20 protein-coding genes are annotated in these 19,558 nt (G+C 74.1%); 16 read left to right on the top strand and 4 right to left on the bottom strand.

The genetic code is table 11. The features are described from left to right. Both BAW75_RS17145 and BAW75_RS17140 read left to right on the top strand, forming a co-directional pair. Nucleotides 1–2,112 (top strand): molybdopterin-containing oxidoreductase family protein (locus BAW75_RS17145; RefSeq protein WP_104114224.1); only part of this gene is annotated, 2,112 nt, incomplete at its 5' end. A 95-nt stretch (nucleotides 2,113–2,207) separates the two neighbouring features. After that, on the top strand, nucleotides 2,208–2,894 hold the full coding sequence (locus tag BAW75_RS17140) for a CBS domain-containing protein (protein WP_104114223.1): 687 nt from the start codon (nucleotides 2,208–2,210) through the stop codon (nucleotides 2,892–2,894). A 41-nt stretch (nucleotides 2,895–2,935) separates the two neighbouring features. Here BAW75_RS17140 and BAW75_RS17135 read toward each other — a convergent pair whose 3' ends face one another. From BAW75_RS17135 to BAW75_RS17125, 3 genes are read right to left on the bottom strand one after another with little or no spacing between them, the layout of a single operon-like run. After that, on the bottom strand, nucleotides 2,936–4,273 hold the full coding sequence (locus tag BAW75_RS17135) for an MGH1-like glycoside hydrolase domain-containing protein (protein WP_104114222.1): 1,338 nt from the start codon (nucleotides 4,271–4,273) through the stop codon (nucleotides 2,936–2,938). Further along, nucleotides 4,270–5,088 (bottom strand): sugar phosphate isomerase/epimerase family protein, encoded by an 819-nt coding sequence (locus tag BAW75_RS17130; protein ID WP_104114221.1) that lies wholly within the window; start codon nucleotides 5,086–5,088, stop codon nucleotides 4,270–4,272. The genes BAW75_RS17135 and BAW75_RS17130 overlap by 4 nt, the downstream gene beginning before the upstream one ends. Continuing rightward, complete coding sequence (locus BAW75_RS17125) at nucleotides 5,088–6,125, bottom strand: zinc-binding dehydrogenase (RefSeq protein ID WP_104114220.1); 1,038 nt, start codon at nucleotides 6,123–6,125, stop codon at nucleotides 5,088–5,090. Before BAW75_RS17125 ends, BAW75_RS17130 begins: the two co-directional genes overlap by 1 nt. 121 nt (nucleotides 6,126–6,246) lie before the next feature. On the opposite strand from BAW75_RS17125, the gene BAW75_RS17120 reads away from it, so the two are divergent. From BAW75_RS17120 to BAW75_RS17100, 5 genes are read left to right on the top strand one after another with little or no spacing between them, the layout of a single operon-like run. Continuing rightward, the gene (locus BAW75_RS17120; RefSeq protein ID WP_104114219.1) at nucleotides 6,247–7,638 is read left to right on the top strand and encodes an ABC transporter substrate-binding protein; all 1,392 of its coding nucleotides are present in this window, start codon (nucleotides 6,247–6,249) and stop codon (nucleotides 7,636–7,638) included. Further along, nucleotides 7,635–8,594: a carbohydrate ABC transporter permease gene (locus BAW75_RS17115; RefSeq protein WP_104114218.1), complete on the top strand. Its 960-nt coding sequence runs from the start codon at nucleotides 7,635–7,637 to the stop codon at nucleotides 8,592–8,594. Before BAW75_RS17120 ends, BAW75_RS17115 begins: the two co-directional genes overlap by 4 nt. Continuing rightward, entirely contained in the window at nucleotides 8,594–9,460 is an 867-nt protein-coding gene (locus BAW75_RS17110; RefSeq protein WP_043330209.1) for a carbohydrate ABC transporter permease, read from the top strand. The genes BAW75_RS17115 and BAW75_RS17110 overlap by 1 nt, the downstream gene beginning before the upstream one ends. 22 nt (nucleotides 9,461–9,482) lie before the next feature. Next, nucleotides 9,483–10,088: a phosphatase PAP2 family protein gene (locus BAW75_RS17105; protein ID WP_069088186.1), complete on the top strand. Its 606-nt coding sequence runs from the start codon at nucleotides 9,483–9,485 to the stop codon at nucleotides 10,086–10,088. A gap of 32 nt (nucleotides 10,089–10,120) precedes the next feature. Further along, the gene (locus tag BAW75_RS17100) at nucleotides 10,121–10,726 is read left to right on the top strand and encodes a class I SAM-dependent methyltransferase (protein WP_043324656.1); all 606 of its coding nucleotides are present in this window, start codon (nucleotides 10,121–10,123) and stop codon (nucleotides 10,724–10,726) included. 22 nt (nucleotides 10,727–10,748) lie between these two features. On the opposite strand, the gene eccB is transcribed toward BAW75_RS17100, so the two are convergent. Then, a complete protein-coding gene (gene eccB, locus BAW75_RS17095) occupies nucleotides 10,749–12,131 on the bottom strand; it encodes a type VII secretion protein EccB (RefSeq protein ID WP_069088185.1) in 1,383 nt (460 codons plus the stop codon). 201 nt (nucleotides 12,132–12,332) lie between these two features. Between eccB and trxA the strand changes: the two genes are divergently transcribed. The 9 genes from trxA to BAW75_RS17050 all read left to right on the top strand — a co-directional run bounded on the left by trxA (nucleotide 12,333) and on the right by BAW75_RS17050 (nucleotide 19,505). Next, nucleotides 12,333–12,686 (top strand): thioredoxin, encoded by a 354-nt coding sequence (gene trxA / locus BAW75_RS17090; protein WP_069088184.1) that lies wholly within the window; start codon nucleotides 12,333–12,335, stop codon nucleotides 12,684–12,686. Between the two features lie 55 nt (nucleotides 12,687–12,741). Further along, nucleotides 12,742–13,011 carry a metal-sensitive transcriptional regulator gene (locus BAW75_RS17085; protein ID WP_104114217.1) on the top strand — a complete coding sequence of 90 codons (270 nt, stop codon included), beginning with the start codon at nucleotides 12,742–12,744 and terminating at the stop codon, nucleotides 13,009–13,011. 162 nt (nucleotides 13,012–13,173) lie between these two features. Further along, nucleotides 13,174–14,571: an MBL fold metallo-hydrolase gene (locus BAW75_RS17080; protein ID WP_043324660.1), complete on the top strand. Its 1,398-nt coding sequence runs from the start codon at nucleotides 13,174–13,176 to the stop codon at nucleotides 14,569–14,571. Between the two features lie 85 nt (nucleotides 14,572–14,656). Further along, complete coding sequence (locus tag BAW75_RS17075) at nucleotides 14,657–15,241, top strand: rhodanese-like domain-containing protein (protein ID WP_064446201.1); 585 nt, start codon at nucleotides 14,657–14,659, stop codon at nucleotides 15,239–15,241. Next, complete coding sequence (locus tag BAW75_RS17070; protein WP_104114216.1) at nucleotides 15,238–16,134, top strand: sulfite exporter TauE/SafE family protein; 897 nt, start codon at nucleotides 15,238–15,240, stop codon at nucleotides 16,132–16,134. Before BAW75_RS17075 ends, BAW75_RS17070 begins: the two co-directional genes overlap by 4 nt. Beyond that, nucleotides 16,073–16,681, top strand: a complete 609-nt coding sequence (locus tag BAW75_RS17065; protein ID WP_104114215.1) for a class I SAM-dependent methyltransferase — start codon at nucleotides 16,073–16,075, stop codon at nucleotides 16,679–16,681. Before BAW75_RS17070 ends, BAW75_RS17065 begins: the two co-directional genes overlap by 62 nt. A gap of 81 nt (nucleotides 16,682–16,762) precedes the next feature. Next, on the top strand, nucleotides 16,763–17,473 hold the full coding sequence (locus BAW75_RS17060) for a polyamine aminopropyltransferase (RefSeq protein WP_043324664.1): 711 nt from the start codon (nucleotides 16,763–16,765) through the stop codon (nucleotides 17,471–17,473). A 72-nt stretch (nucleotides 17,474–17,545) separates the two neighbouring features. Then, nucleotides 17,546–17,725, top strand: coding sequence for a hypothetical protein (locus tag BAW75_RS17055; RefSeq protein WP_043324665.1), 180 nt, complete (start codon nucleotides 17,546–17,548; stop codon nucleotides 17,723–17,725). A gap of 100 nt (nucleotides 17,726–17,825) precedes the next feature. Beyond that, nucleotides 17,826–19,505 (top strand): long-chain-fatty-acid--CoA ligase, encoded by a 1,680-nt coding sequence (locus BAW75_RS17050; RefSeq protein ID WP_104114214.1) that lies wholly within the window; start codon nucleotides 17,826–17,828, stop codon nucleotides 19,503–19,505. Nucleotides 19,506–19,558 lie beyond the last annotated feature (53 nt).

Here is a 19,558-nt window from a genome sequence, read left to right as displayed (position 1 = left end):
GCCCCCGTCAGCACCCGCTCCACCGCCTGCCCGCTGGACTGCCCCGACACCTGCGTCTGGCAGCTCACCGTCTCCGACGGCGTCGCGGTCGGGCTGCGCGGCGACCGTGACCACCCGTTCACCAGGGGCGCGCTCTGCGGCAAGGTGAACCGCTACCTGGACGCGGTGAACGGGCCGGACCGGCTCACCACGCCCTGGGTCCGCACCGGCCCGAAGGGCGCGGGACGGGTCGCGTACCGGCCGGCGAGCTGGGACGAGGCAGTCGACCGGGTGGCCGCCGGACTGCGCGCGAGCATCGAACTCCACGGCCCGGAGTCGGTGCTGCCCTACTACTTCGCCGGCACGATGGGCCTGGTTCAGGGCTGGACCATGGGACCCCGGCTCTTCGCCCACCTGGGCGCGTCCCGGCTGGACACCACCATCTGCACGGCGGCGGCGCGGGCGGCGCTGCGCTCTCTGTACGGCGCCTCGGTCGGCTTCGAACCGGAGTCGATCGTCGAGGCGGAGCTGATCGTCCTCTGGGGCGCCAACCCGCTGGTGACCAACCTGCACCTGTGGCCGTTCGTGCAGCAGGCCCGCGAGCGCGGCGCGTACGTGGTGACGATCGACCCGCTGCGCACCGACACGGCGGCCCGCAGCGACGAGCACGTCGCGCCGCTACCCGGCACCGACGCGGCGCTCGCGCTCGGGCTGATGCGCCACGTCCGCGACGCCGGGGCGGCCGACGAGGCGTGGCTGGCCGCGCACACCACCGGCTGGCCGGAACTGGCCGCCCGGCTCGACGACTGGCCGGTGGAGCGGGCCGCCGCCGAGTGCGGCCTGCCGCCCGAGGTGGTACGCCGCCTCGGCGAGCGGATCGCCACCACCCGGCCCACCGCGATCCGCGTCGGGCTGGGCCTGCAACGGCACCACGGCGCCGGGCAGGCGATCCGGGCCATCTGCGCGTTGCCGCTGGTCACCGGCGACTTCCGGTACCCCGGCGGCGGGGCGCTGGTGACCACCAGCGGCCACCACCGGGTCGACAACGGTCCGGTGATCCGGCCGGCCGGCATGCCGGCCCCACCGGCCCGGACGTTGAACATGAGCCGGCTGGCCACCGTGCTCACCGGGGAGGCCGACCCGCCTGTCACCTCGCTCGTGGTGTTCAACGCCAACCCGGCGGCGACCGCGCCGGACCAGGCCCGGCTGCTCACCGGGCTGGGCCGCGCCGACCTGTTCACAGTGGTGCTGGAGCAGCGCTGGACCGACACCTGCGACTACGCCGACGTGGTGCTCCCGGCGACCATGCAGCCCGAGCACCTGGACCTGCAGACGTCCTACGGGCACCACTACACGACGTTGAACCTGCCGGTCACCCGCGCGCCGGGCGAGGCGCTGCCGAACACCGAGATCTTCCGGCGGATCGCCGCCGCGCTCGGGATCGACCACCCGGCGTTCTCGGACAGCGACGAGGACCTGGCCCGGCAGTTGCTGGCCGACGCGCCGATCACGTACGAGGAGCTGCGCGAACGCACGTACGCCCGGCTCACCGGCGTGCCGGTCGGGTCCCGGCGGTACGCCGCTGGTGGTTTCCCCACCCCGGACGGGCGGGCCCGGCTGCACGACCCGGCGCTCGCCGCGCTCGGGGTGGACCCGCTGCCCGGGTACACGCCACCGGCCGAGGCGGCCGACCCGGAACTGGCCCGCCGGTTCCCGCTGACGCTGCTCACCCCGGCCAACCGCTACCTGATGAACTCCACGTTCGCGTCGCTGCCCTGGCACACCCGCCGGGCCGGGCCGCCGCGGCTGCACCTCCACCCGGCCGACGCGGCGGCGCACGGGCTCGCCGACGGCGACGCGGTACGCGTGCACAACGACCGGGGCGCGTTCCTCGCCTCGGTGGCGGTGGACGAGGCGACCCGGCCGGGGTGCGCGTTCACGTACAAGGCGTACTGGGCGCGGCGCAGCCCGGGGCGTTCCACCGTCAACGCGGTCACCGGCGTCCGCGACACCGACCTGGGCGAGGCGCCGACGTTCCACGACTGCCGGGTGGCGGTCGAGACCGCGCCGGCCGCCCTGCTGACCGCCGAGCCGCCCCTGGACGAGGTCGCCGAGCCGGCAGCGGCTGGGTGATTCGGGACCTCCGGCCCCCTGACCTGGTCATTGCGCCCCTGCTCCTCCCCCGTCGCCGCGGCCTAGCGTCGGGGGCGGACACAGGGAGGTTCGCCATGCGTACGTGGCAGGTGCAGGACGTGATGACCAGGGACGTGGCGTCGGTACGGGAGGGCACGGCGTACCGGGAGATCGTTGACGTGCTGACCGACCGGCACGTCACGGCGGCGCCGGTGGTGGACGAGACCCGGCGGGTGCTCGGCGTGGTGTCCGAGGCGGACCTGATGTACAAGGTGGAGCTGCTGGGGCAGCCCCGGGAGCGGCGGATCCTGCCCGACCGGCACCGCCGCGAGGCGCACGCGAAGGCCGGTGCGACGCTCGCCGCGGACCTGATGACCGCTCCGCCGGTCACCGTCCCGCCGGACGCGACGATCGTGGAGGCGGCCCGGCTGATGGACGCGCGCGGCGTGAAGCGGCTGCCGGTGGTCGACGACCTCGGCCGCCTGGTCGGCATCGTCACCCGCGGTGACCTGCTCAAGGTGCACCTGCGCCCGGACGCCGGCATCCGGCGCGACGTGGTCGAGGAGGTGCTGTGGCGCAGCCTCGGCGTCCGCGACGGCGTGGTCGACGTGACGGTGCAGCGGGGCGTGGTGACGCTGACCGGGCAGGTGGAGCGACGTTCCACGGCGCAGCTCGCGGTGCGGCTGGCCCGGCAGGTCAGCGGCGTGGTCGAGGTGGTCGACGCGCTCGGCTACGCGATCGACGACGCCCCGATGGCGGCCCTGCGCATCGGCGTCGCCTGAGCCTGGCCGGCCCGCGTCGGTCCACCCGGCGTCCACCGGTGTCACTCCTGGGCGAGCGCGTCCAGCACCAGCGCGGCGGTCCAGCTGAACGCCGGTGAGCCCAGTCCGGCGCCGGTGTCCGGGTGGAAGTACTCGTGGCAGCCGGCCCGGTCGACCAGGTCGAGCAGCGACTCGCGCAGCCCGGCGGCCAGGTCGGCCCGGCGGTGGGTACGCAGACCCTGCCAGAGCAGCCAGCCCGTGTTGATCCAGCTCGGCCCGCGCCAGTAGCGCAGCGGCTCGAAGTCCGGGGCGGTGCGGTCGTACGTGGGCAGCGGCCGGTCCATCCGGGCGGCCAGCCCGAAACGCGGCGAGCACGCCTCGGCCAGCACCGCCGACACCTGCGCGGCGGGCAGCTCGGGCAGCGCCAGCGGCATCAGCCCGAGCACGGTACGGGCCGGCACGAGGCGGTCGGCGCGCACGTCGCGGGGACGGAACGTGCCGGTGACCGGGTCCCAGAGCCGGGTGACGATCGCCTCGGTGATCCGGGCCCCCCGGTCCCGGTGCGGCCCCGGGTCGGCGCCGATCACCGAGGCGATGCGCGCGAGGGCGTACTCGGAGACGCCGAGCGCGGCGTTCACCAGCGGGCACTCCACCAGGAACGGGTGCCGCCCGAGCAGCCCCTCGTCCCGGTAGCGGCCGGCCCGGTACGACTCCACCAGCGCGACGTAGCGCGCGTAGTCCAGGTCGGTGCGGCGCTGCGCCGCGTCGGCGTGCGCGGTGTCGTGCCGGCGGTACGCGCGCATCACCGCCTCGTCGGCGGGCACCCCGGCCAGCGGCGCGTCCCAGGCCGGGCTGTTGTCCAGTCCGGACTCCCACGGGTGCACGATCGCGGCCAGCCCGCCGCCGCCCGCGTCGCGCCGCCCGGTCAGGTAGCGCTGCTGCGCGACGAGCCTCGGGTAGAGCCGGCGCAGCGCGGCCACCGACGCCTCGGAGGAGGCGCGGCGGTGCACCAGCCAGGCGGCCGGGGCGTGCACCGGCGGCTGGACGATGCCGGAGGTGGCGCGGGCCGGGGCGCCGTCGGCGCGGGCCGAGTCCCAGAACTGGGGCCCGGGGAAGTACGGCCCGGCACGGGAGGCGGGGTTGAACACGATGTGCGGCACCCGCCCGTCGATCCACTGCGCGGCGAACAGCGTCCGCAGCTCCCGCCAGGCCCGGTCGGGACGGACGTGGGCCAGGCCGATCGCGATGAACGCCGAGTCCCAGCTCCACTGGTGCGGGTAGAGCGTGCGGGAGGGCACCGTGTGGTCGTGTTCCCAGTTGGCGTCCAGGGTGGCCAGCGCGAAGCGGCGCAGCCGGGCGTGACGGTCGGCGTCGGCGCGTACCCCGGTGGTCAGCGTCATGCGGCGGCCCGCCGGGGACGGGCCTGGGCCAGCGCGGTGGCGGCCTGGCGCAGCGCGGCGACCGGCTCGCCGCGCAGCCGGCACTCCAGCGCGAGCCAGCCGGTGTAGCCGATCGCGTCCAGCGTGGCCAGCAGCGCCGCCCAGTCGAGGTGCCCCGCGCCGGGCTGGTGCCGGTTGGAGTCGCTGACCTGCACGTGCCCGAGGTACGGCGCGGCGGCGCGCAGCGCGGCGTGCGGGTCGTCCTCCTCGATGTTCATGTGGTACGTGTCGGCGGCCACCCGCAGCGCCGGTGAGCCGACCGCGCGGCACAGCTCGACGGCCTGGTCGAGCCGGTTGACCATGTGGTCCTCGTACCGGTTGAGCGGTTCCAGGAACACGGTGACCCCCTCGGCGCGGGCGAGGCGGGCCAGCTCGCCCAGGGCGTCGACGAGCACCCGCCGGTCGTCGTCGGCCGAGCGTGGTGGTTCGAACGGGGGCAGCCGGCGGGAGAACATGCCCCACGCGGCCGGGGTCATCGCGCCGACGCCGCCCAGCTCGGCGATCACCGAGAGCTGCGAGCGAAGGTTGTCCACCGCGTCGCGGGAGCGGCCCGGGTCGAAGTCGCCGACGAAGTGGTCCATCTCGACGCAGACGGTCGGCATGACCACGCCGGCGGCGCGGGCGCGGCGCAGCTCCGGCAGCCGCCCGGCCAGCGCGAGGTCACCCCGGCCGCGCAGCTCGATGCCCTGGTAGCCGAGGGAGACGGCGAGGGCGTACTTCCCGATCAGGTCGGCGCCGGGGAGCAGCTGCTCCTGGCAGGCGAGCGGAATGTCCATCAGAACCTCAGCACCACTTGGAGGACGTCACCGTCACCGTGGTCGAGCAACGCCAGGGCGTCGGCCACCGCGCCCGCGTCGACGACGTGGCTCACCAGCGGCAGCGGGTCGACGCTGCCCTCGGCCACCAGGTCCATGAACGTGTCCGCGATCCGGGTCCCGGACCACCGGCCGGCCGTGCCGGGCGCCGGGTCCGGCCCGGAGACCTGGGCGGCCACCAGCTGGATCCGGTTGTGGTGGAACTCCTCGCCGAGTTCCAGCCCGTGGGCGTACCCCTGGTAGAAGCCGGCCGCGACGACGCGGCCGGCGTGGGCGGTGGCCCGGATCGCCTCGTGCAGCGCCGGGTACGACCCGGACAGCTCCAGGCACACGTCGGCGCCCCGGCCGCCGCTCTCGGCGCGCAGCGCGGCGGCGGGCGACTCGGCGGCGGCGTCGACCGTCCGGCGGGCGCCGAGCCCGGTGGCGTGCGCGAGCCGCCCGGGCATCCGGTCGACGGCTACCACGCGGGCGCCGGAGAGCACCGCGAGGCGCGTGCCGAGCAGCCCGATCACGCCCTGCCCGAAGACGCCCACCCAGTCGCCCAGGTGCAGGTCACCGGCGAGCACCGCGGTCAGCGCGATGGCGCCGGGGCGGGCGAAGACGGCGGCGAGCGGGTCGATGCCGGGCGGCAGCGGATGCGCCGCCGCGGCGGACAGCACCGCTTCGGCGCGGTGCCCCCAGATGCCCCAGACGAGCTGGCCGGGCCGCCGCCCGGCGACGTCGGGAGCGACCTCGACGATCTCGCCGACCTCCTCGTAACCGAAACCCACCACCGGGTACGCGGACCCGGCCTGGCGGGGCACGAACATGCGGGCGCCGGCGTCCCAGTCCTTGCGCAGTCGCGGGTTGCTGCCCCGGTAGAGCGTCAGCTCGGTGCCGGCGGAGATGCCCGAGTAGTGGGTGCGGACGCGGACCTGGCCCGGACCGAGCCGGTCCGCGGGGCAGGGCTCCAGGCGTACGTGCCGGGGCCCGGCCAGAGAGACAACCCAGTTGCTCATGGCGTCGCTCCGAAGAAAGTGCCGGCCTCGATTCTAACCCAAAAAATGGGCATATGTGATTACATTGACGAATCGATGGGTATTAGCGGCAGGCCGTACTCTTTCGAGAGGAGTGCCACCGATGTCATCACCCTCCACACGGCGGCTCGCAATCAGCCTGATCCTGGCACTGGCCGGGACCGGCGTGGCCGCATGCAGCGACGACGGGCAGAAATCCGACAGTTCCCGGATCACCGTCTGGAGCCTGGAAGACGTGGCGGACCGGGTCGCCGCCACCAAGGCGATCATCGCCGACTACACCGCCAGGACCGGCGTCCAGGTCAACCTCGTCACCGTCAACGAGGACCAGTTCCCGTCCCTGATCGCCTCCAGCGCCGCCGCCGGCGACCTGCCCGACGTGGTCGGCTCGGTCTCGCTCGCCGGGGTGCGCACGCTGTCCGCCAACGAGCTGGTGGACGCCGACGCCAACGGCGCCGTCGTCGAACGGCTCGGCCGGGACACGTTCACCCCGCGCGCGCTGGAACTCACCAGCGACGGCGGCACGCAGCTCGCCGTACCGAGCGACGGGTGGGGCCAGCTGCTCGTCTACCGCAAGGACCTGTTCGACGCCGCCGGCCTGCCGGCGCCCGACACGTACGAGAGGATCGCCGCCGCCGCGGCGAAGCTGAACACCGGCGGCGTCGCCGGCATCACCGCGGCGACCGCCCCCGGTGACGTGTTCACCCAGCAGACGTTCGAGCACCTGGCGCTGGCGAACAACTGCCGGCTCACCGACGACTCCGGCAAGGTCGTTCTCGACTCCCCCGAGTGCGTCGAGGCGTTCCGCTTCTACGGCGACCTGATGCGGAACAACTCGGTCAAGGGCGCCCAGGACGTCGACACCACCCGAGCCACCTACTTCGCCGGCAAGGCGGCCATGCTGATCTGGTCGCCGTTCATCCTCGACGAGCTGGCCGGGCTGCGCGCCGACGCCCGTCCCACCTGCCAGCAGTGCCAGTCCGACCCGGCGTGGCTGGCCAAGAACAGCGGGTTCGTCACCGCGATCAAGGGCCCGAACGGCACCGAGCCCGCCCAGTACGGCGAGGTCAGCTCCTGGTCGGTGCTCGACGGCGCGGCCGACCCGGCGAAGTCGTTCGTGGAGTACATGCTCTCCGACGGCTACCCGCGCTGGTTCGGCATGTCCCCCGAGGGGCGCTTCCCGGTGCGCACCGGCACGCCGGAGGACAAGCAGAAGTTCCGCACCGCCTGGAACACCAGCCCGGCCGGCGTGGACACCAAGAAGCCACTGTCCGAGGTCTACGGCGAGGACGTGCTCGCCACCCTGCGGCGCAGCCCCGACACCTTCCAGCGCTGGGGCCTGACCGAGAACCAGGGCAAGCTCGTCGGCGCCATCCTGGGTGAACTACCAGTGCCCAAGGCGCTCGCCGACGTCGTCGGCGGCAAGTCCGACGCCCGCGCCGCCGCCGAACGCGCCCGCAAGGACGTCGAGGCGATAGCCAAGGGCGTCAATTGACCACCACCGCGCCGGAGGCCGGCCGCTCCCCCACCCCGGAGCGGTCCCGCCGACCCGGCCGACGCCCGCTGACGCTGCGCCGCCGCGAGTCCCGCGCCGGGCTCGCGCTGGTCGCCCCGACCCTGCTCGTCGTGCTCGCGGTGATCGGCATACCCATCGTCTGGACGGTGGTGCTGGCCTTCCAGCGGGTACGCCTGGCGACGCTGCGCAAGACCGGCCTGTTCGGCGAGCTGACACTGGACAACATCGACCGGGTGCTGCACACCCCCGGGTTCGCCGACACGCTCTGGACCACAGTGCTCTACAGCGTCGGCGGCACCGCCGGCTCGATAGTGGTGGGCCTGGTGGCGGCGCTGGCCGTACGCGGGCCGTTCCGGGGCCGCACGCTGGTCCGCGCGTCGATGCTGCTGCCGTACGTGGCGCCGGTGGTCGCCATGACGTTCGTCTGGCAGGTGATGCTGGACCCGCAGCTCGGCATCGTCAACGACTGGGGCAAGCGCTTCCTCGGCTGGGATCAGCCGGTGCCGTTCCTGTCGCAGGAGTCCACCGCGCTGTGGACGGTGATCGCGTTCGAGGCGTGGCGCTACTTCCCGTTCGCGTTCCTGTTCCTGCTGGCCCGGCTCCAGGCCGTCCCGGCGGAACTGGAGGAGGCTGCCCGGGTCGACGGCGCCACGCCCACGCAGCGGTTCCGGCACATCCTGCTGCCGCAGCTCATGCCGGTGATCGCGCTGATCGGCGTGCTGCGGTTCATCATGACGTTCAACAAGTTCGACGACGTCTACCTGCTCACCGGCGGCTCGGCCGGCACCGAGGTGGTGAGCGTTCGCGTCTACCAGTTCCTCACCGCCCGTACCGACATCGGCGCGGCCGCCGCCCAGGCCGTCGTGCTCGCCGTGGTGCTGCTCGTGTTCGTGGCGATCTACCTGCGCTTCTTCGGCGCGCGACGGGAGGCGTGATGGACCGGGACCGGATCGAGACGGTCAGCCTGCGCTGGCTGCGCCGGCTGGTGATCGCCGGGTTCCTGGTGGTCACGCTGCTGCCGTTCTGGTACATGCTGGTGCTGTCGGTACGCCCGATCGAACGCCTGCTGCTCGACCCCGGCTCGCTCTGGGTGCCGTTCGGCGAGCTGACCGTCGCCACGTACGCGGAGGTGCTGAAATCCGTCTCCGACGGCGGCCAGGGCTTCCTCACGTTCATCCGCAACAGCGGGCTGGTGGCGCTCGCCGCCACCGCGCTCACCCTGGTGATCGCCATTCCCGGCGCGTACGCGGTGTCCCGCCTGCGGTTCTTCGGCCGACGCCAGGTCAGCGCGCTGTTCCTGGCGGTCTACCTGTTCCCGTCGATAGTCATCGCGATCCCGCTGTTCGTGGTCTTCACCCGGGCCGGGCTGCGCGGGTCGCTGACCGGCCTGGTGCTCGTCTACATCTCGCAGACCCTGCCGGTGTCGGTCTACATGCTGAAGAACTACTTCGAGACCATCCCGGTCAGCCTCGAGGAGTCGGCGGCGATCGACGGCGCCGGCCGGCTCGGCATCATCCGCCGGGTCAGCCTGCCGCTCGCCGCGCCGTCGGTGATGGCCGTCGCGCTGTACGACTTCATGATCGCCTGGAACGAGTACCTGTTCGCGCTGCTGTTCCTGGTCGACCGGCCCGACCGGTGGACCGTGTCGCTGGGGCTGTCGCTGCTCGCCGACGGCGTGGAGGTGCCCAAGACCGTGCTGATGGCCGGCTCGGTCATCCTCACGCTGCCGATCGTGGTGCTGTTCTTCGCCGGGGAGCGAATGCTCACCGAGGGACTCACCAGCGGGGCCGAGAAGGGCTGAGCGTCCGTGCCAGGATGATCGGGTGCGAGCATCACGGGAGGACCGACCGGCCGGCACCCGACTGGCCCGGCTGCTCACCGAGGCGCTCGCCCCGACCGTCCTGGTCACCGCGCTGCCGCTGATCGCCGCCGCCCGGGTCAGCCGCTCGGCGGGCCAGTTCCTGCTCTGGGGCGGCATCGCGCTCACGTTCTGCGCCGTCATCCCGATCGGCGTGCTCGTCCACGGCGTACGCCGGGGGCGGCTCACCGACCGGCACGTCGGCGACCGCACCCAGCGGGCCCGGCCGCTGTCGATCGGGCTGGCCTCGGTCGCGGCCGGGTTGCTGCTGCTGGCGGCGGTCCGCGCGCCCGCCGAACTGTTCGCCGTGATCGTGGTGGTCTTCGTGGTCGGCGCGGCGTGCGCGCTGGTGAACCACTGGTGGAAGCTGAGCATCCACGCGGCGGTCGCCGCCGCCACCGTCGCCGTGCTGGTGCCGCTGGCCGGGCCGGCGGCGAACCTCGGCTGGGCGCTCGTCGCGGCGGTCGGCTGGTCCCGGGTACGGCTGGTCGACCACACCTGGCCGCAGGTGCTGGCCGGCGTCGCGCTCGGCGGACCGCTGGCCGCCGGCACGTTCCTGGCGCTCGCCTGACCCGCCGCCACAAGATCAGCTACGGTGGCCTCATGGGCAAGCCGACCCGCTGGGTGACCGACACGAAGCCCGGCCACTCGCAGTGGTACGTGGACCGCTTCCGCCAGCTCGCCGCCGAGGGCGCCGACCTGTCCGGTGAGGCGCGGCTGCTGGACGCGCTCGTACCGCCGGGCGCGCGCGTGCTGGACGCCGGCTGCGGCACCGGCCGGGTCGCCGCCGCGCTCGCCGCACGCGGGCACGACGCCGTCGGCGTGGACGCCGACCCGACACTCGTCGAGGCGGCCCGCGCCGACCACCCCGGCCCCCGCTTCCTGGTCGCCGACCTGGCCGAGCTGGACCTGGCCGCGCAGGGTGAGGCCGAGCCGTTCGACGCCGCCGTGCTCGCCGGCAACGTGATGGTCTTCGTCGCCCCCGGCACCGAACGCGACGTGCTGGCCCGCGTCGCCGCCCACGTGCGCCCGGACGGCCTGGTGGTGGTCGGTTTCGCCACCGACCGCGGCTACCCGGTCGGCGACCTGGACGCCGACGCGGTGGCCGCCGGGCTGCGCCCCGAGCACCGTTTCGCCACCTGGGACCTGCGCCCCTGGCGCGACGACGCCGACTTCGCGGTGAGCGTGCTGCGCCGCCCCGCCGACTGACCCTTCTCCTGCCGACCAGGGCTCAGGCGGGTGCGGCGACGGTGCGGGCGGCCTCCGGGTCGAGCGGGCTGCCCGCCGGCAGGAGGTCCACCAGGCCCGCCGGCAGCCGCGCCGGACGCACCCCGGCGTAGCCGAGCATGCCCGGCACGTCCGCGCCGGTCAGCGCGTACCGCCGCCCCAGGTCGGTGACCACGCAGACCGTGCCGCCGGTCGCGCCCGGCGCGGACACCGCCTCCACCAGCGCGCCACGTCCCGGCTCCACCACCACCTCGTCGGCGAGCCCGGCCCGGCCGCTGGGCGTCCGCGTGGCGGCGGCGAGGTCCGGCGCGGTGACGCCGACGCGGATCTCGCGTACGCCGGCGTCGTCCCCGGCCCGCGCGCAGATCGCACCGCTCTCGGCGGCGGCCAGCCGGGGCGGTACGGCGGGCGGCGCGGTCGGCCCGCCGGGCACCAGACCGGGCAGCTTCGGCAGCGCGGCGAACCGGCCGAGCGTGATCGGTTCGGGCTCCCCCTGGCCGGTGCGGGCCAGCAGCAGCGCCGCCTGCAACTCGGTGATGCCGGCCAGCCCGCCGCGCTGCGCCACCGCGTACTGCCGCCCGCCACCGGAGTTGCGCACCAGGTACACGTCACCCACGCTCGCGCCGGTGACCCGCTCGGACGGCTCACCGAGGTCACCGACCGGTGGCGGGACCAGGTCGGCACCGGCCGGCAGCGTGTTGAGCAGCGCCGCCGCGACCGGCACCGCCCGTTCCCGCGTGGCGGCCAGCGCGGCGAGCACCCGGTCGGTGTCGCGCAGCAGGTAGCGCCGGTCGTGCCAGAGCAGGTGCAGGCCGCCGTCCGGGTGCCGTGCCAGCAGCCCCTGGTCGCCGAGCGCCCGGCCGCCGGTGGCCTGCCGCCCGATCAGCAGCACCGACCGGGCCGCGCCGCGCCCGGTCTCGCCCTCATCCGTGGAGCAGAGCGTCCACGCGTCGCGGACGAGCCGGTTCGGCGCGGGCAGCGAGTCCGGCGCGTCGGCGATGCCCAGCGGCAGACCGCGCGGCACCCCCTCGATGGCGCGGCGGCCGACCAGCACCGTCTTCGGCTGCTCCGCCCCGATGATCAGCAGCGCGGAGGCGTAGTTCAACACCGGGTGCAGCTTCTCGTCGCGGTAGACGAACCGTGCGCCCGACTCCTTCTCCACGATCACCGCGCCGGTCTCGCGCCACGAGTCACCGCCGCCGGTGAACAGGCCGTAGAGGGCGACGCCGCCGAGCGCGATCGCGGCGACCAGGACGCTGGCCAGACCGGCGCCGGCCAGCCGGCGGAACGGGGACTGCGGCGGGTCCGTCTCCCGCATGACGAGCGCGGCGACCGCCCGCTGGACGGTGAACTGGTACGAGTGCAGCTGGTCCTGCCGCGACGCCATCGTGTCCCTTCCCGCCGGGATGGTCGGCGCACAGGATAAGCGCTCCGTCGATGCCCCGGCGACCCTGCGTGTCCCTCACCGGCCCGGACCCCACCACCTCCCCGAGCTGGAGTCGATCAAGGCGGCCAGGACCACCCCACCCGGAATGGATACCCCCGGGGGTGTGTTACACATGCAGAACCCGAATCAACGGAGGTACTGATGGCCAGCGTGGCGTTGACCACCACCGACTTCGCGGAGACCGTCAACCGGGACGGCATCGTCCTGGTCGACTTCTGGGCCGCCTGGTGCGGTCCCTGCCGGGCGTTCGCGCCGGTCTACGAGAAGGCCAGCGAGCAGCACCCGGACATCGCCTTCGGCAAGGTCGACACCGAGGCGGAGCCCACCCTCGCGGCGGCCGCCCAGATCCGGTCGATCCCGACGCTCATGGCGTTCCGGGACGGCATGCTGGTGTTCGCCCAGCCGGGCGCTCTGCCGACGGCGGGGCTGGAGGAGCTGATCCGGGCCGTGCGTGACCTCGACATGAACGAGGTCCGGGCCCAGGCCGGCGTCTGATCGGGGTGGCGACAGTGGTACCCCCTGGGGTATGTTCGAACGCAGGAGGTGGGACGTGAATCTTCGACCCGAGATGACCGGCGAGGCGCTGACCCGGCTGAAGCGTGCCCGGGGGCAGCTCAACGCCGTCATCGAGATGATGGAGAACGGCGAGGACTGCCGCGCCGCGCTGACCCAGCTCGCCGCGGTCTCCAAGGCCATCGACCGGGCCGGCTTCAAGATCATCGCTTCCGGCATGCGCTACTGCGACGCCGCCGGCCAGGCCGGCGAGGAGCCGGAGATGACCGAGGAGGAGCTGGAGAAGCTCTTCCTGTCCCTGGCCTGACGGCGCCCGACCGACCGACTGAGTCCCGCCCGCCCGACCGGCTGAGCCCCGCCCGCGCCGTGTGACCACGGCGCGGGTGGGTAAACCACTGCCCGGAGAACCCGGGCCGCAGACTGTCCCACACATACCCCCCGGGGTATATAGGCAATGAGAGGAAACGACATGACTCTCGACGTGTCCGTCATCGCGACCTCCTCGCTCGGCGACCGCAGCTACCTGGCCTCCGACGGCCGGGTGGCGATCGTGGTCGACCCGCAGCGCGACATCGACCGCATCCTCTACCTGGCCGGCGCCAAGGGCGTACGGATCACCCACGTGGTGGAGACGCACATCCACAACGACTACGTCTCCGGCGGCCTGGAGCTGGCCCGGATCACCGGCGCGCAGTACCTCGTGGCCGCCGCCGACACCGTCGAGTTCGACCGCACGCCGGTCTCCGACGGCGACACCGTGCCGGTCTCGGACACCATGCGGCTGCGGGTGCTCGGCACCCCGGGCCACACGTTCCACCACCTGTCGTACGTGCTCGACGAGCGCGACGGCGACTGGACGCCGGCCGGCGTGTTCACCGGCGGCTCGCTGCTGTTCGGCACCACCGGCCGCACCGACCTGCTGGGCCAGCAGTACGCGCACGAGCTGGCGCACCACCAGCACGCCTCCGCGCGCAAGCTGGCCGACCTGCTGCCCGACGGCGCGCAGGTCTGGCCCACGCACGGCTTCGGCAGCTTCTGCTCGGCCAGCCAGGCCGACGCCCCCGAGTCGACGATCGGCCGGGAGAAGCAGGCCAACCCGGTGCTGCGGCTGGCCGCCGACCAGTTCGTCACCGAGACGCTGGCCGGGCTGGACGCCTACCCGGCGTACTACGCCCACATGGGCGTCGCGAACGCCGCCGGTCCCGCCCCGGTGGACCTCACGCCGGTGGCCCGCGCCGACGCCGACGAGCTGCGCCGCCGCATCGCCGCCGGCGAGTGGGTGGTCGACCTGCGCCACCGAAAGGCGTACGCGGCCTCGCACCTGGCCGGCACGGTCAGCCTCGGCCTGGACGGGCCGATGTCGACATGGCTCGGCTGGCTGATCGACTGGGGCGTGCCGATCACGTTCCTGGCGCAGACCCCGGAGCAGGTCGCCGACGCCCAGCGGGAGCTGGTCCGCATCGGCATCGACCGCCCGGCCGCCCAGGCCACCGGCGAGCCCGAGCAGTGGACCGGCGACCCGTCGCAGCTGCGCGAGATGGCCGTGGCCGACTTCGACGCGCTGGCCGCCGCGCAGGCCGGGAAGACGCCGGCCGGGCTGCCCGAGCCGCAGGTCGTCCTCGACGTGCGGATGACAGGCGAGTGGAAGGCCGGGCACATCGACGGCGCGGTGCACGTGCCGCTGCCGGACGTGCCGAAGCGGCTCGCCGACATCCCCGCCGGGACGGTCTGGGTGCACTGCGGCTCCGGCTACCGGGCCACCGCCGCCGCGTCCCTGCTCGCCAACGCCGGCCGCGACGTGGTGCTGATCGACGACTCGTACGGCCGGGCCGAGGCGGCCGGCGTACGCATGGCGCCCAGCGCCTGACCTCTCCCCGAGCGCCCGGCCGGCGTGCCCCTGCGCCGGCCGGTGCTCGACCCTGCCCGAAAACACCCACTGAAGGAGACAGAGCATGACCACGACCACCCCCACCACCATCGACGCGGCGACGCTGCGCGAACTGATCGCCGCCGGCCGTACGCCCCGGATGCTCGACGTGCGCACGCCCGGTGAGTTCGAGGCGGCGCACATCCCCGGCGCGTACAACGTGCCGCTGGACCTGCTCCGGGAGCACCGCGCGGAGCTGCGCAGCCACCTGGACGAGGACGTGGTGCTGATCTGCCGCTCCGGCGTCCGGGCCGGCCAGGCCGGTCAGGCGCTCGGCACCGTCGGCCTGCCCAACGTCAAGGTGCTCGACGGCGGCATGCTGGCCTGGCAGGCCACGAACGCGCCGGTCAACCAGGGCCGGGCCCGCTGGGACCTGGAGCGCCAGGTACGTCTCGTCGCCGGCTCGATCGTGCTCGCCGCGATCCTCGGGTCGGTGTTCGTGCCGGGCCTGAAGTGGGTCGCCGCGTTCATCGGCGCGGGCCTCACGTTCGCCGCGCTCACAAACACCTGCGCCATGGGCATGCTGCTGAGCAAGCTGCCGTACAACCGGGGCGCGAGCTGCGACCTGGACACGATCGTGGGGCAGCTGCGCGACGGGAGCCGCAGGTGACCACCCTCGCGCTGACGCTGGCCGGCGCGGTGCTGATCGGCGTGACGCTGGGTCTGCTCGGCGGCGGCGGTTCGATCCTCGCCGTGCCGCTGCTGGTCTACGTCGCCGACCTGCCCGCGAAGGAGGCCATCGCCACCTCGCTGCTCGTCGTCGGCGTGACCAGCGCGGTGGGCGTGCTGCCGCACGCCCGCGCGAACCGGGTCCGCTGGCGCACCGGGCTCATCTTCGGCGTGGCCGGCATGACCGGCGCGTACGCGGGCGGCCGGCTGGCCGAGTTCGTCCCGGCGAGCGTCCTGCTCACCGGGTTCGCGCTGATGATGCTGGCCACCGCGGTCGCGATGCTCCGGGGCCGCCGGGCCGCCGAGGGCCGGTCGAAGCCGCACGAGCTGCCGATGCTGCGGGTGGTCGGGGACGGCGTGGTCGTCGGCCTGGTCACCGGTCTGGTCGGCGCGGGCGGCGGCTTCCTGGTCGTACCGGCTCTGGCCCTGCTGGGTGGGTTGCCGATGCCGGTGGCGGTCGGCACCTCGCTCGTCGTCATCGCGATGAAGTCGTTCGCCGGCCTGGCCGGCTACCTGTCCGGCGTGCAGATCCACTGGGGGCTGGCCGGCGCGGTCACGGTCGCCGCGGGCTGGGTCAGCCTGCTCGGTGGCCGGCTCGCCGGGCGGATCCCGGCCGATCTGCTGCGCCGCGGGTTCGGCTGGTTCGTCGTGGTGATGGGCGTGTTCGTGCTCGCCCAGCAGCTGCCGCCGGTCTGGGGACTCGCCGTGGGAGCGGTTGCCGTGGCCGGTACGGTCACCATGGCGGTGTGGGGCCGCCGAGGAAGGGGACACAGTGGACAGCAGCGCCTGGGACAGCCGGTACGCCGACACGCCCGGGCTGGTGTGGAGCGCTGAGCCCAACCGTTTCGTGGTCGAGTCGGTCGCCGGGCTGACTCCCGGGTCGGCGCTGGACATCGCGGCCGGCGAGGGACGCAACGCGGTCTGGCTGGCCGGTCAGGGCTGGCGGGTCAACGCGGTGGACTTCTCCACCGTGGCCGTCGAGCGGGGGCGGCAGATGGCCGCCGCGCGGGGCGTGACCGTCGACTGGCGGGTAGCGGACGTGACCGCGTACCGGCCGGTGCCGAACAGTTACGACCTGGTGCTGATCAGCTACCTGCACCTGCCCGCCGCCGAGTTCGCCGGCGTGCTCGCCGCGGCGAAGTCCGCGCTGCGCCCCGGCGGCACGCTCGTGGTGGTCGGGCACGACCTGGCCAACCTCACCGGTGGCACCGGCGGCCCGCAGGACCCCGCCGTGCTGCTCACGCCCGAGGCGGTGGTCGACGGGCTGGCCGGGCTGCGGGTCCAGCGCGCCGAGACCACCCGCCGGCCGGTCCCGACGAGCGACGGCGGCGCCGTGGACGCGCTGGACACGGTCGTGGTGGCCACCCGCCCCGCCGACTGAGCGCCACGCGCCGTGGTTTCGCCGGGCCGGGCCGGCACCGGCCGGTAGCATCCGGGGACGGATCGGCGGAGAGGACACCGGGTGGGCGCGCGCTTCGAGGAACTGGCCTGGCGGGAGACGCCGATCGGCGAGATCAGCCTGCGGCGGCGGCGCGACCCGGCGCTGGGCGCCGAGGTGTACGAGGTGAAGCTCGATGACGAGTACCTCATGTCCAGCGCCTTCCCGGTGGCGGAGATCGAGCTGGCCCGGCTCGGACTGGCCGCGCTGACCGGCACGGAGCTGGACGTGGTGGTCGGCGGGCTCGGCCTCGGCTACACGGCACGGACCGCGCTGGAGGATCCCCGGGTGCGTTCGCTGCTCGTGGTCGAGGCGATCGAGGACGTGATCGACTGGCACCGCCGGGACCTGCTGCCGTTCACCGCCGGGCTGGCCACCGATCCGCGTACCCGGTTCGTCCGGGCGGATTTCTTCGCCGCGGTCGCCGACGGCGGTTTCGACCCGGACGAGCCGGGCCGCCGCTTCCACGCGGTGCTGCTGGACGTGGACCACTCCCCCCGTCAGGTGCTGCACCCGAGCCACGCCGCGTTCTACACGGTCGACGGGCTGCGCCGGCTGGCCGCGCTGCTGCACCCGGACGGGGTCTTCGCGCTCTGGTCGAACGACCCGCCGGACCCGGAGTTCCAGCGCACTCTCACCGCTGTGTTCCCGACCTCGGTGGCGCACGTCGTCCGGTTCCCGAACCCGTTGCAGGGCCGGGAGGCGGCGAACACCGTGTACGTGGCCCGGCACTGATCCACCGGGCCACGCATGGCCGTAGGGCCAGTGGGAAAGCGGGCGGCCGACCGTACGACGGGAGGCTGGGACATGCGTGCGTTGCTCTGGGTGGTCGGCGTGGTCGCCGGTGTGATCATCCTGCTCGGGCTGCTGCTGGAGGCGGTCCGCTGGCTCGTCATCATCGGCGTGATCGCGCTCGCCGCGGTGATCATCGTCGGCATCGTGAAGGGCCGGCGGGTGGTGCACCAGCATTCGACACGCCGGCACTGACCTGCGCAGGTGTGACCTACCCGGCAACCTACGTTAGCGTAGGTTACCGCCCGGTCACGTTAGGCTGGGGTCGTCATCCGCGCGACGAGGAGTAACGGCGATGGACGCGACCGCCCAGCGACCCTGGACCCGTAGCTACGCGCCGGGGGTACCGGCCGAGATCGCCGAGCCGGACGGCTCGCTCGTCGACCTGCTCACCGAGGCGGCCGGGCGGTTCGGGCCCCGGGTCGCGCTCGACTTCTACGGCGCCACCACCACGTTCACCGAGCTGGCCGACCAGGTGTCCCGCGCCGCCGAGGCGCTGCGCCGCCTCGGCGTCGGCCCGGGCGACCGGGTGGCGCTGGTGCTGCCGAACTGCCCGCAGCACGTGGTCGCCTTCTACGCCGTGCTGCGGCTCGGCGCGGTCGTGGTCGAGCACAATCCGCTCTACACCGCCGACGAGCTGGACCGGCAGCTCACCGACCACGGCGCAGGCGTCGCGATCGTGTGGGACAAGGTCGCGCCGCTGGTGGCGGGACGCGGCGCCGTGCGTACCGTGGTGGCGGTCGACCTGACCGCGGCGCTGCCGCGGCTCAAGCGGTGGGCGCTGCGGGCGCCGCTGCCGAAGGTCCGCGCCGCCCGCGCCGCGATGACCGCCCCCGCGCCCGGCGCCCTGGCCTGGTCGGACCTGGTCGCCGCGGCCGGGCCGCTGCCCGCCGGGCATCCCGCGCCGGAGGCCGGCGACGTGGCGTTGCTCCAGTACACCGGCGGCACCACCGGCGAGCCCAAGGGCGCGGTGCTGACCCACCGCAACCTGCGCGCCAACGCCGCGCAGGGCCGGGCCTGGGTGCCCGGCCTGCGCGACGGCGAGGAGACCGTGTACGCGGTGCTGCCGCTGTTCCACGCCTACGGGCTGACGCTCTGCCTCACCTTCGCCGTCAGCATCGGCGCCACGCTGGTGCTGTTCCCCCGCTTCGACGCCGACCAGGTGCTCGACGCGGTCCGCCGCCGCCCGCCGACGTTCCTGCCCGCGGTGCCGCCGGTCTACGCGAAGCTCGCCACCGCCGCCCGCGAACGCGCCGTCGACCTCACCTCCATCCGGTACGCGATCTCCGGCGCGATGTCGCTGCCACCGGCCACCGTGGAGCTGTGGGAGCAGGTGACCGGCGGCCTGCTGGTCGAGGGGTACGGGATGACCGAGACGTCCCCGATCACGGTCGGCAACCCGGTCGCGCCGACCCGCCGGCCCGGCACCGTCGGCGTGCCGTTTCCCTCCACCGACGTGCGTATCGTCGACCCGGAGGACCCGAGCCGCGACCGCACCCCGGGCGAGGCCGGTGAGCTGCTGGTCCGCGGCCCGCAGGTGTTCTCCGGCTACTGGCACCGGCCGGAGGAGACGGCGAAGGTGCTGCTGCCCGGCGGCTGGATGCGCACCGGCGACATCGTCACCATGGACGCCGACGGCTTCATCACGGTGGTCGACCGGATCAAGGAGCTGATCATCACCGGCGGCTTCAACGTCTACCCGTCCGAGGTGGAGGAGGCGCTGCGCCGCGTCCCCGGCGTACGCGAGGCCGCCGCCGTGGGCCTGCCCACCGCCGACGGCGAGGAGGTCGTCGCCGCGGTGGTGGTCGACCCGGCGGTGGCCGCCACGCCGGAGGCGATCCGGACCTCGTGCCGCACCCACCTGGCCGGCTACAAGGTGCCGCGCCGGGTCGTGATCGTCGACGAGCTGCCGTACTCCCAGATCGGCAAGATCCTGCGCCGCGAGGTCCGCGAACGGCTGCTCGCCGCCCGCTGACGCAGTCCCCCAGGGCCCGCGGACGGCGAGTGGAACGCCATGGGTGTCAAACG

The organism is Micromonospora chalcea, from assembly GCF_002926165.1.
GTDB lineage: Bacteria > Actinomycetota > Actinomycetes > Mycobacteriales > Micromonosporaceae > Micromonospora > Micromonospora chalcea.
Note: the sequence above shows the minus strand (reverse complement) of the source record. Positions and strands in the feature narration are given on the sequence as shown.